Annotated in this window: 11 protein-coding genes and 2 pseudogenes; 2 read left to right on the forward strand and 11 right to left on the reverse strand. The window is 67.2% G+C overall.

What is annotated here, in order from left to right; translation table 11 throughout:
* The first annotated feature begins 73 nt into the window (after positions 1–73).
* Positions 74–601 carry a low molecular weight protein-tyrosine-phosphatase gene (locus CXY82_RS04340; RefSeq protein WP_104099783.1) on the forward strand — a complete coding sequence of 176 codons (528 nt, stop codon included), beginning with the start codon at positions 74–76 and terminating at the stop codon, positions 599–601.
* Complete coding sequence (purB, locus tag CXY82_RS04345; RefSeq protein WP_104169836.1) at positions 598–1,980, forward strand: adenylosuccinate lyase; 1,383 nt, start codon at positions 598–600, stop codon at positions 1,978–1,980. The genes CXY82_RS04340 and purB overlap by 4 nt, the downstream gene beginning before the upstream one ends.
* 112 nt (positions 1,981–2,092) lie before the next feature.
* Here the strand turns inward: purB and CXY82_RS04350 are convergent, their stop codons facing one another.
* From CXY82_RS04350 to CXY82_RS04405, 11 genes and pseudogenes are all read right to left on the reverse strand, one after another.
* Complete coding sequence (locus CXY82_RS04350; RefSeq protein ID WP_104169837.1) at positions 2,093–2,347, reverse strand: hypothetical protein; 255 nt, start codon at positions 2,345–2,347, stop codon at positions 2,093–2,095.
* Positions 2,344–2,943 (reverse strand): HdeD family acid-resistance protein, encoded by a 600-nt coding sequence (locus tag CXY82_RS04355; protein ID WP_104169838.1) that lies wholly within the window; start codon positions 2,941–2,943, stop codon positions 2,344–2,346. Before CXY82_RS04355 ends, CXY82_RS04350 begins: the two co-directional genes overlap by 4 nt.
* 87 nt (positions 2,944–3,030) lie before the next feature.
* On the reverse strand, positions 3,031–4,293 hold the full coding sequence (locus tag CXY82_RS04360; protein WP_233194113.1) for a Dyp-type peroxidase: 1,263 nt from the start codon (positions 4,291–4,293) through the stop codon (positions 3,031–3,033).
* A complete protein-coding gene (locus CXY82_RS04365; RefSeq protein WP_104169839.1) occupies positions 4,290–4,835 on the reverse strand; it encodes a copper chaperone PCu(A)C in 546 nt (181 codons plus the stop codon). The genes CXY82_RS04360 and CXY82_RS04365 overlap by 4 nt, the downstream gene beginning before the upstream one ends.
* Before the next feature lie 79 nt (positions 4,836–4,914).
* Complete coding sequence (locus tag CXY82_RS04370) at positions 4,915–5,508, reverse strand: copper resistance protein CopC (protein WP_104169840.1); 594 nt, start codon at positions 5,506–5,508, stop codon at positions 4,915–4,917.
* Positions 5,509–5,739: 231 nt separating this feature from the next.
* The gene (locus CXY82_RS04375) at positions 5,740–6,351 is read right to left on the reverse strand and encodes a hypothetical protein (RefSeq protein WP_104169841.1); all 612 of its coding nucleotides are present in this window, start codon (positions 6,349–6,351) and stop codon (positions 5,740–5,742) included.
* Positions 6,352–6,460: 109 nt separating this feature from the next.
* Positions 6,461–7,834, reverse strand: a complete 1,374-nt coding sequence (locus tag CXY82_RS04380) for an NAD(P)(+) transhydrogenase (Re/Si-specific) subunit beta (protein ID WP_104169842.1) — start codon at positions 7,832–7,834, stop codon at positions 6,461–6,463.
* A complete protein-coding gene (locus CXY82_RS04385; RefSeq protein ID WP_104099771.1) occupies positions 7,831–8,154 on the reverse strand; it encodes an NAD(P) transhydrogenase subunit alpha in 324 nt (107 codons plus the stop codon). The genes CXY82_RS04380 and CXY82_RS04385 overlap by 4 nt, the downstream gene beginning before the upstream one ends.
* Positions 8,154–9,323: an NAD(P) transhydrogenase subunit alpha gene (locus CXY82_RS04390; protein WP_104169850.1), complete on the reverse strand. Its 1,170-nt coding sequence runs from the start codon at positions 9,321–9,323 to the stop codon at positions 8,154–8,156. The genes CXY82_RS04385 and CXY82_RS04390 overlap by 1 nt, the downstream gene beginning before the upstream one ends.
* Before the next feature lie 1,582 nt (positions 9,324–10,905).
* Positions 10,906–11,295: pseudogene (locus tag CXY82_RS04400) on the reverse strand (transposase); the annotation flags it as partial.
* Positions 11,291–11,557 (reverse strand): annotated as a pseudogene (locus tag CXY82_RS04405) (recombinase family protein); the annotation flags it as partial. The pseudogenes CXY82_RS04405 and CXY82_RS04400, both read right to left, overlap by 5 nt.
* Between the last annotated feature and the right edge of the window lie 277 nt (positions 11,558–11,834).

An 11,834-nucleotide genomic window follows, 5' to 3' on the forward strand; every position in this document is an offset into this window, starting at 1 on the left:
CGAATCCGAGAGTTCACGGAACATGCCGCACGACGGCGGCTGGGGAGGGGGCCGGGTGCAACACAATGGGGAGATGGACATTGTGTCGATCACACCCGATGAGTCGACACCGTTCCGCATTATTTTCGTCTGCACCGGAAACATCTGCCGTTCGCCGATGGCCGAAGTCATGCTTCGCGACCTGATCACGCGCTCCGGCCTGGGTCGTTTGATCACCACCAGCTCCGCCGGCACCGGCGACTGGCATGTCGGCGAGCAGGCGGATCAGCGCACGATCGCCGCCCTGGCCACCCGCGGCTACGACGGCAGGCATCATCGGGCCCGCCAGTTCGACCCCGAGTGGTTTGCCGACCTCGACCTCGTCGTGGTGCTCGACCGCGCGCAGGAACGCATCCTGCGCAACTGGGCCACGACCGAGCGTGACCGCAGCAAGGTACGCCTGCTGCTCAGTTTCGATGCGGCCCAGGCTGCCCTGCTGGACGTTCCCGACCCCTACTATTCCGACGATGCTTTCTTTGACACGGTTCTTGGCATGATTGAAAGCGCAAATGAAGCGCTCTTCGCGCAACTTGCACCCGCAATCCGACAGGGAGTCCGATGAGTCCGTTACCGCCCCAGGTCCTCAGCCCACTCGATGGCCGCTACCGCGCCGCCGTCACCGAACTGGGCGAGTACCTATCCGAGGCAGGCCTCAATCGGGCCCGGGTGCAGGTCGAGGTGGAGTGGCTGATCACCCTCACCGACCGCAGCCTGTTCGGCTCCGTACCGCTGAACGCGGAGCAGAAGCTCGGCCTGCGCGCTCTGGTCACCGACTTCGGCCAGACCGAGATCGACGAGTTGGCCGTGCTGGAAGCCACCACCCGGCACGACGTGAAAGCCGTCGAGTACCTCGTGCGCCGCCGCCTGAGCACGCTGGGCCTCGACCACATCAGCGAGCTCACCCACTTCGCCGCCACCAGCGAGGACATAAACAACCTGTCCTACGCGCTGACCGTGAGCGACGCTGTGCGCGAGGTCTGGCTGCCCAAATTCCGCGCCGTCATCGGCGCCCTGCGCCTGCGCGCCCTCGAATACCGCGCCGACTCCATGCTGGCCCGCACACACGGCCAGCCGGCGACACCCACCACGGTGGGCAAGGAGCTCGCGGTCTTCGTCTACCGGCTCGAGCGCCTGGCCCAGCAGGTCGAGGACAGCGAGTACCTGGGCAAATTCAGCGGTGCCACCGGCACCTTCGCCGCCCACGTCGCGGCCGATCCCTCCGTCGACTGGCCGGCCGTGTCGCGCGGCTTCGTCGAGGGCCTCGGGCTCACCTGGAACCCGCTGACCACCCAGATCGAGCCCCACGACTGGCAGGCCGAGCTCTACTCGCGCGTCTCTCATACGAACCGGGTGCTGCACAACCTGGCGACGGATGTCTGGACCTACATCTCGCTCGGCTACTTCCGCCAGATCCCGCAGGTCGGGGCCACCGGCTCATCGACCATGCCGCACAAGATCAACCCCATCCGTTTCGAGAACGCGGAGGCCAACCTCGAGCTGTCCAGCGCGATCCTCGACTCGCTCGCGGCGACACTGGTGACCTCGCGGCTGCAGCGCGACCTGACCGACTCCACCACGCAGCGCAACATCGGCGTGGGCTTCGGGCACTCCCTGCTCGCCCTCGACAACATCCTGCGCGGCCTCGGCGAAATCGACATCGACCGCGCCATGCTCGCCCGCGACCTCGACGCCAACTGGGAGATCCTCGGCGAGGCGATCCAGACCGTGATCCGCGCCGAGGTGTCTTCGAGGCGCTCTACGATCGAGGACCCCTACGCCCTGCTCAAGGAACTCACCCGGGGCAAGCGGATCAACCGGGACGATCTGGTGGCCTTCGTCACCGAACTGGAGATCGGCGACGCCGCCAAGGCGCGGCTGCTCGAGCTGACCCCGGGCAGCTACGTGGGTCTCGCGGACCCGCTTCTCGACTACCTGACCTAGCGGCTGCGCGGGTGCTGCGCCGTTCCGCTGGTGGCGTGCCACTTGCGCAGCGGCGCACCCCACGCGCGGCGTCAGAATGCTCGTGGCGTCGGAGTACGCGCGGCGCCTCAGTTCAGAGGCCGCGGTCCTGCTCGTCGAGGTCGGACCTCTCGGCCGGGTTCGGCTTCATGCCGAGCACGAGCATCGCGATCACGACGAGCACGAGGATGAACGTGCCGCCGAAGCCGATCAACGCCAGCACCACGTCCCGAGTGCTCATCAGCACGACCAGGCCGAGGAACACGGCCATCGCGGCCGAGAAGCCGACGAGCTCGATCGGCTTGAGCTTCTCGGAACGGCTGGGTGTGCGCGGGGTGTTCTGGGTCACAGGGTGTCCGAATCGTTGGGTGAGGCCGTGAGGGCGCGGGCGGCATCCGTGCCGGACCACTTGAGGGAGAACCCGGCGATGGCGAGGTAGACGCCGAGCATCACGAGGTAGGCGCCGAACAGGCCGACCGACACCACTGCGTTGGGCGGCAGCAGCAGGAAGATCACGGCCAGCAGGGCGGTGACGGCGCCGACCAGCAGCCAGTCACGGTCGGCCGGGTCGCGCCGACGCGCACGGATGCCGCTGTACAGCTCGAGAAAACCGGTCACCACCGCCCAGACCGAGACCAGGAAGAGGAAGAAACCGAGCCCGCCCGCGTGGAAGAGCAGCGCGAGGAGGCCGGCGGCGACACCTACTGCGCCCTGCACCACAAAGAGGGACCGCTCCCGCGGATCGGCCAGCGTGCGCCGGCTGAGCAGACCCACCGTGAGGCCGCTGAGTAGCGCGAAGGCGCCGAACACGAGAAGGCCGAATTCCGCCGAATGATCGGCGTTGAAGGTAATCGCGGCCGCCGGCACAAGGGTGAGGGCGGCCCGCAGCACCGGCACCGGCCAGTACCGGCCGGTGGTGGAGTGTGGAGCCTGGGCGTTCGCCACGCGGCGACCTCTTTCATTGCGGGTTGAGACGGATACAGTCTACGCGGGCGGCCCTGGCCGCCCGCTGGGCCCCGGTGCGCAGATCGGTCAGAACAGGGTGTCGCCGATGTAGCCGTCCGTCGCGCATCCCGGCGGAATCGCGAACACCGCGGAACCGATCGGGGTGGTCCACTGGTTGAGCAGGTCTAGGGTGTCGAGGCGCTGCTGGATGGGCACGAACTGCGCGTCGACATCCGCCTGGAAACACGCGAACAGCAGTCCGGAGTTGGAGACGCCGGAACCCTGAGGCGCGTCGTCATAGTTGTAGCCGCGGCGGTGGATGCGCTGGGACCGGTCCTCCGACCGGGCGCGACGCAGGTGGGAGTACTCGGGGATGACCGGGAACCCGAGCGCGTTCGTCGCCGTGAAGTCGGGCTCGTCGCGCTCCTTCGTGCCCGTGAGCGGCGCCCCGACGGCGAGAGTGCGTCCGACCGCGGACTCGCGGCCCGAGCGGTCGAGCCCATCCCACGTGTCGAGGTTCATGCTGATCCGGCGTAGGACGAGGCTGGTTCCACCCACCAGCCAGCCGGGACCGGAGGCCGTGCCCCAGACCAGGGCATTGAAGTCGGCCGTTCCGGCGGCCGGGTTCGCGGTGCCGTCCACCTGGCCGAACAGGTTGCGCATGGTGGTGCCGGGCTTCTCCGAACCGGCCGCTCGGCGGAAGCCGGACTGAACCCACCGCACCGACGCGAAGGAGCGCAGGTCCTTCAGAAGCATCCGGGTGGCATGGGCGACCGTCATCGGGTCGTCGGCGGCGATCTGCAGCAGCAGGTCACCGTCGTTCCACTCCGGCTGGAGCCGGTCGATCGTGAACGCGGGCAGCGGCCTCAGCCAGCCGGGAGCCTCTCCCCCGGCGACGGCGACGAGGCCGGGCCCGAAGCCGAAGGTGACCGTCAGCCGGGCCGGCACGACGGCCAGCTCGGGTTCCGAATCGGCCAGGGCGCCCTCGCCCTGGGTGAGCCGGGCGGCATCGTCGGTCAGGATGCGCATCATCCGCCGCAGCGCGGCCCGGTCGATCTGCGCGAGCAGGTTGAGCGCCACGAACGTGACCCGGGCCTGCGGGTCGGTGTCCACCCCTGCCTGGTGCACCCCGAAGAAGGGAACGGCGTCGGTGCCGCGAAAGAGCGGTACCGATGGAGCGGCAGAGCCGCCGATCCCGGCCTTGGCCACGAGGTCGATGCCCATGGCTCCGGCCGCACCGATCCCGGCGGCGGCACCACCCAGAAGAAGGTGGCGCCGGCTGAGCCGGCGGCCCGACTGCACGGACGGTTCGGGCGGTCCACTCCGTTCATTCTCTGTGAGGGAACTCACTGGCTGTCGGTATCCATGTCCATTTCGGTGTCGCCCTCGTATGTTTCGTCGGCCCCGGTGTAGTCCTTCACCGGGGCCGAGAAGTCCAGGCTCGACCCGTCGGCGAGGTCGAGGGTGAAGGCGGCTGCATCGCCGGCGGCGAGCGGGCCGGTGAGCCCCATCAGCATGATGTGGCGGCCGCCAGGGACGAGTTCGATGGAGCCGCCGGCCGGCACCACGAAGCCATCCGGATTCTCCTGCATGACCATGTCGCCGGCGTCGTTGGCCACGGTTTCGTGAAGTTCGATCATCGAGGCTGCGGATGTCTCGGCTGAGACGACCGTGATGTCGTCGGGTCCGGAGTTCTCGAGCAGGCCGAAGGCGCCGGTCATGCCGGACTCGCTCGCCTTGACCCAGGCATCCGTCATGGCCAGGGTGTCGGCCGAGGTGGGGCTGTCGGTCGTCGCCGCGGGTGCCTCGGTCGCGCCGGCGCAGCCCGAGAGGGCCAGCATCAGAGCGGCGGCGGCAACGACGAATCGGGTGGGAACGGTGTTGAGCTTCATGAGGGGTTCTCCTGGTGTGGTGCGTTGGGTGCTCGGGAAACGATGCGGTGTGTCAGGTGCTTCAGGTGCTTCAGGTTTTTCACGGGTTGCCGCGGCGCCTGGCTCGCCAGGCAATGAACAGGGCGACGGCGGCCAGTCCACCGAGGGCACCGAGGAGACCCACCGCGACCACAGAGAGTCCCGTTCCGTCGGCGGTCTCTTCCGAGGCGGCGGATGTCGCGGCGCCGGACGGGTCCGGCGCCGCGGTCGCACCCGCAGTCGACTGTGACCGGGGCTGGGCCGCGGCGCCCACGGTGAAGGCGAAGGCGCCAGAGACCGGGTGACCGTCGGCGGACACGACCCGCCAGCGCACGTCGTAGGCACCGTCGGGCAGGTCGGCCGCCACCGGCTGGGTGGCCTGCGGCCCGTCGAGCCGCATATCGCCCTCTGCCCAGTTCTTCTCCTCGGTATCGACAACCATGACGATGGCGCCGACCTCGAGGATGTCGTCCGTGAACGTGATGGCGATCTCGGCGGGAGCGAGGTCGACGTTCTCACCGTCGGCCGGAACGGTCAACGCCACCTGGTCGTGCGCGTCGGCCGCCGGAGCCACCGGGCTGAATATGGACAGAGCGATCACGGCCAGGGTCAGGAAAACGGCTGCTGCCGGGCGTCGCGGTAGGGCAAAAATCATTGAAATCTCCGATTCGTGGAGGGAAGAGAAGGGGGGGTGCGACGGCAGATTCACCGGGCACAGACGTGCCGGTGGCCGGGTGCGCAGACGCCGGCGACCTCACCGAGGTCGAACGGAATCGTTCGGGCCAGGTGTCAGCGGCTCAGCGGGTCAGCGGCTCAGCGGGTCAGCGGGTCGCGCGCAGGGTACAGCGCATCGGGATCAGAGCGCACGGGTGAGAAGGTCAGAGCCTCACGGTGCCAGGGCGCGCAGGGGCGGACCGCGGCGGAGCACACTGGAGAGCAGTACGCCGAGATCGGCCGGAACGAAGACCCGGCGGAAAGCAGGGCGCACCGTCGCCGCATCCGTTCCGATCTGCGCCGGAGCGAGGCGTTCGATCAGGACCGCGATGAGACGGATCGTCGTCTCCTCGAGCAGCGCCCAGAACGTCTTCTCGCCGCGGTACAGGGCGGCGATGGTGACGAGGGCAGCCAGGGCGTGTGCCACCCACATCCAGCCACCAGGCAGGGCGCCGACCGCGTGCATCAGGTGGGGGGTCGCGTCGGCCGGGGTGACGGCTCCGTGATGGGAGGTGCTCGTCATCGTCGCGCTCGAGGCCCCGCCGAGGCCGAACAGAACGTGCAGCAGAAGCTGGCTGACCCCGACGGAGAGGGAGAGACGCAATAGCGACAAGCTTGTGCCGGCCAACAGTACGGACGCGATCCCCGCGAAGGCGAGGGCCAGACCCACGCTGAGCCAGCCGGGAGCGTTGCCGCCGCCGGCGATGTGCGAGAGGGCGGCGACGAAGACGGCGACGGATGCGGTCAGCCAGCCGCGACCAAATCGCGCCCACCTGCTCGTCATGGCTCTCCCTCGCACCGGAACCGCCCCGATCGGGGTCAGGGTCGGGTCCCTGACTGAACCCTACCGCCCTGACCTGTGCGCCGGGGCCGGGGCCGGGCGGGCACCGAACTCAGAGCGCGTTGACCGCGCCGAGCATCTTCGTCAGAGAGTCCTTGGCGTCGCCGAACAGCAGCGTCGTCTTCGGGTCGTAGAGCAGCTCGTTCTCGATGCCGGCGAAACCGGGACGCATCGACCGTTTGAGGAACACCACCTGCCGGGCATCACCGACGTCGAGGATCGGCATGCCGTAGATCGGCGAGCCGGGCGACGTCTTCGCGGCCGGGTTGACCACGTCGTTGGCGCCGACGACGAGGGCGACATCCGTGTTCTTGAATTCGGGGTTGACCTCGGCCATCTCCTTGAGCGCCTCATAGGGCACATTCGCCTCGGCGAGAAGCACGTTCATGTGCCCGGGCATGCGCCCGGCCACCGGGTGGATGGCGAAGACGACCTCGACGCCGCGCGCCTCGAGGGTGGTGGCGAGTTCGGCGATGGTGTGCTGGCCCTGCGCCACGGCGAGGCCGTAGCCGGGCACGATGACCACGCGCTGGGCGTAGTTGAGCAGCACGGCGACGTCTTCCGCATTGGAGCTGCGCACGGGCCGGTCGCTCTGGGCGGTCGACCCGGCGGTGGAACCGCCCTTGAACGCCCCGAACAGGATTCCGTTCACGCCGCGACCCATGGCGGATGCCATCGCCCGGGTCAGGATCGTGCCGCTGGCGCCCACGAGGGTGCCGGCCACCACAAGGAGCAGGTTGCCGAGAACGATGCCGGAGGCCGCGACGGCCAGACCGGTGAAGGCGTTGAGCAGGGAAATCACGATCGGCACGTCGGCCCCGCCGACGGGGAGCACGAGCAGCGCCCCGACGAGCAGTCCCAGCACGAGCAGGCCGATAGCCCAACCGGCCGCACCGGTGGCGACGACAAAGCCTCCGGCCACAAGGGCGGCCAGCACGATGCCGCCCATCACGATCGCGAGGCCCGGGAAGATGAGCGGCCTGGAGCTGATCAGACCCTGCAGCTTGCCGACGGTGACCGCGGAGCCGGATAACGAGACGGCGCCGATGAGCATCGTGAAGACCACGGCCACCTTGCTCCACGGGATGTCGGTGCTGCCGAGCTCCAGCATGGCGACCAGTGCCGCGGCACCGCCGCCGACGCCGTTGAACAGCGCGACGAGCTGGGGCATCTGCGTCATCTCCACGCGCCGCGAGATGGGAGCGGCGATCGCCGATCCCACCGCGATGGCGATGAGGATGGCCGGGATGTTCTCGATCCGGGCGGAGAGGAAGACGGTGATCACGGCCAGCAGCGCGCCGGCGGCCCCGATCAGGTTGCCGCGGCGGGCGGTCTTCGGCGAGGAGAGCCCGCGCAGGGCCAGGATGAAACAGACCGCGGCGATCAGGTAGAGCAGGCTGGTCCACTCGGGGCTGAGCAGGCTCATTTCGTCGCGTCCTTCGGATCGGTCTTCGGGCCGGCGCCGGCCGGTTTGCGGGGGGCGAACATTTTGAGCATCCGGTCGGTCACGACGAAGCCGCCGACGAGATTCGCGGTGGCCATCACCACGGCGAGCAGGGCGACCGCGAGCAGCCACGGCTCCAGGGTCTGCCCGGCGACGATGATGGCGCCGATCAGGATGATGCCGTGGATGGCGTTCGCCCCGCTCATCAGTGGGGTGTGCAGGGTGCTCGAGACCTTCGAGACGACCTCGAAGCCAACGAAGACCGCCAGCACGACGACGGTCAGCAGGGTGATTGGATCCATCAGTGTTCTCCTGTCGCGGCGGCGGCCACGGCGGCAGCCACGGCGGCGGCCGTGGGTTCGTGCCGGATGGTGCCGTCATGCGTCAGGCAGGCCCCGGCGACGACCTCGTCCGTGAAGTCGGGCGTCACCGTGCCGTCGACGGTCATCAAAGCGAGCAGGTTGGCCACGTTCTTTGCGAAAAGCCGCGAGGCGTCCGCCGGCATCGTGGAGGGGGCGTCCTTCATGCCCACGAGCGTGACGGAGCCGTCACCGGCCTGGGTGGGCACCAGGGTGTCCACACCGGCGAGAACACCCTCGACGTTCCCGCCGGTCTCGGCGGCCAGGTCGATCACGACCGAGCCTGGACGCATCGCGGCCACCATCTCGTGCGTGACGAGCAGCGGGGCCGCGCGACCGGGGATGGCCGCCGTGGTGATCATGACGTCGGCTGCGGCCACGTAGGGTGCGAGCAGTTCGCGCTGGCGCACGGCACGGTCTACGCTCAGTTCCCGGGCGTAGCCACCCGTACCCTCGACGGCGTCCAGGTCGAGGTCGACGAAGGTGCCACCCATGGAGATGACCTCATCGGCCGAGGCCGGGCGCACGTCGTAGGCCGAGACCCGGGCACCAAGGCGCTTGGCCGTGGCGATTGCCTGCAGTCCGGCCACGCCGGCCCCGAGCACGAGCACTCGAGCCGGCGGAATCGTACCGGCCGCGGTCATGTAGAGCGGGAAGAAGCGGGGGAATCGGATGGCCGCCTCGAGCACCACGCGATAGCCGGAGACCAGCGATTGGCTAGTGAGCGCGTCCATCGACTGGGCGCGCGAGATGCGCGGAACCAGCTCGAGGGCGAAGGCCGTCGCGCCGGCCGCAGCCAGGGCGGCGACGGTGGCCAGCTCGGAGGCCGGCGACGCCAGGCCGACCGTGATCGTGCCGGGGCGGAGAGCAGCCGCGAACTCCGGGGCGAGGGGGCGCACGTGGCAGTAGACATCGAGGTCGCCCGGGGTGAGGTGCGGCACAACGGCGGCACCGGCATCCGTGTAGGCGGCGTCGCCGTGACCGGAAGGGGCGCCCGCACCGGACTCAACCAGGACCTCGAGTCCAAGGGTTGTGAGCTGGGTCACTGTCTCGGGGGTCGCCGCGACGCGGCGCTCACCCTGGAGGCGTTCTCGTCCGATGCCGACTCTCACGCGCGTCTCCTTCGTGGCGAACGGCCACGAGCGAGAACGGACCGATCCGAACACTTGCGCGGCACTTTCGTCCCCGTTCGTAGCGTAGTGGGATTCGCGTGCCGCCCGGAGAATATGACCGCGCTGCGGCGGGTGTGTAGGTTCCTGACTCAGTTGTCATTGGCTACTGCCGAAATCACGGCGAATCCTGTACACCTGTCACCGCGCCAATCCCCGTCTACCCGTCACTATCCTCGACCGTGTCTCAACCTTGTCGTGCAGGTGGTCAAGGGGTGAGATCACCCGGCAATACCCTTATGGCATGTCAGCAGTTGAGGAAATTCCGAGCATCGTGGCTTCAATCACAGCCGCCGTCGCGATAGGCGTCTCAGTCAGTGGCGCCTTCATGCCGAACGTCGGTCTAGGTCGAATTTAACGACTCACGTCTGCGATTGAGAAGCTCTCTGGTCCAGACTAAGTCGCCCTCAGCGAAGTGAGATCGCAGCTGATCAGAAACTATGTCAAAGCATCTTCTTCATGGACATTAACTGCTGACCGGATTCAAGTTGGCGTGCTAACGGCCGGTGGAACTCTGATGTTCGTTTCGCTGGGCGCAAGCTTCATCGCGGCTGCGTCAACTTCACCGGGATCGGAGGACCGGTCGAGCGCCTGGTGGATCCCTGACTATGTCATTGGCCTGGGCACGGTGGTTGTCAACTCAATCATCTTGTTGTGTCGGAGAGCTCGCGCCAAGAAGGATCCGGAAGGACACACAACTCGATCCATCGTGACCGTTCCACAGCCACCAGTCGGAACACCGGCTAATGCAACATCCACTGCAGCAGAAACTTGTAAGAAGCTAGACCCGCTGCATCGTTAGCGCTTGGACGCTCCATGCCTGCTACGAAATGCCCCGTCTCTCGATGCCAGAATCGAGAGTGGGGCGTGTCACGACCAACACTTCGGCGGAAGGCGAGTCCACCCGCGAGTCCGAAGCACGAAGTTGAACTGGTATGAGCCTCGCGCCGCCTCTTGGACGCGTTTGGATGCCTTCCCGACGGAGTCTACGGAGGACAGCACTCGGGCTCATCCCGAGGATCGCTGCAATTTCCCGGGCGGACTCACCCTGGTCGACGTAGTGCCGCACGGGAAACTCCCGTGAAATGTCTTTCGGGCGACGACCACAAGAAGGTGGCTGGATTCCATGTTCCTTAAATTGCCGAGAAAGCGTGGTTCTTCCGAATCCGGCGTCCTGTGCAATCCGGGTAAGAGTGTTCCCGGCGGCGGTCTCTGCGACGAAAGCACTCACCGTGAAAACTTCCCTCGCTGCGAGGTTGCGGTGCCAATTCGAAGGGCGTTATTTCGGATCTCTGAAGCCGACGGCCGGTGGTTCGAGTTCAAGCCCAATACCGTTCATTTAAGCGGTTGAGTGGTGATTTCTGGCTCGTGGAGGGGTTGTGGCCAGTGCGCGTGGTGAAAGCGTTTGGCGGGCCATTTTGAGACCTTGCGTTTGATGACGCGAGGGTTCGAACGCCGTCGTCGCGCGGGGTTCAGCCGTCGGATCAGGGCGGTTACCGCATGGCGCCAGACCGGTGTGGCGTAGTCAGGGCGCGGAGGCAGGAAAAGCGCCCTGAGCCACGGAACGGCGGGCGATGCGGAGTGCGGCGATGAAGGAGACCCGGTCAGGGTCGCGGTGAGCATGCTGGGCGGCCTCGACCACGAGGGTGCGGATCGCGTAGTGGCAGCAGAGGTGGCCCCAGATTTCCTGCTTGACCAGGTCGGGGGATTTGGACCGCATCACCATGCGCGGCCCGCGTTGGTGAGTCTTCAGCTCGTCGGACACGGACTCGATCTCCCATCGTTCGGAGTACATGGTCGCGAGTTCTTCCGCGGAGGCCTCCGCCGGATCAAGGATCGTGGTCAGCAGCCGGTAGGCGTCAGGGTTGTCGCGTCCGTCGTCGATCGTGTAGTCCACGACCCGCACGGTCAGTGGTGGTGTCGATTGCCGCCCCGGGCCCGAGGTCGGGATGATCGTGGTCTCGGCCGAGCCGGTCCAGCTTTTGAACCAGGAGCGTGTCACCATGACGCAGCGCCTTCAGGCAGGCCGCCAGGTGTGGCCGTCCGTTCTTCTTGCCGGATGCCCGGTCCTCGTAGAGATCCCCTGCAGGGACGCCGGCGGCCAGGAGTGCGTCTCGTTGTAGATCAGTGCTCTGCGAACCATTAGCTTTTGACACGCGCATGCATCCGACGTGCATGCTCGACCCCTGTCATCTAAACGTTCGATTACGTGACATCACGTCCGTATCGCCCAGAAACCCAAAATTCTTCACATAATCCGTCACATATTTCGACGTGTTGCAAAGGATCAGCGCGCAAGCCAATCGACGAGAATTGGTCACGTCCCGCTGAGTGGTGGAGTTTCTCGACACCGTGCGGGTCAGCTGTTCTAGCTTAGGCGGCGGCGAGTTCGGGGAGTATCACCGCCTCGTCGATGACCTCGATGGGGTTGTTCATGGTGGCCAGCTCGAGCAT

It is taken from the genome of Cryobacterium sp. M23, assembly GCF_002929655.1.
GTDB lineage: Bacteria > Actinomycetota > Actinomycetes > Actinomycetales > Microbacteriaceae > Cryobacterium > Cryobacterium sandaracinum.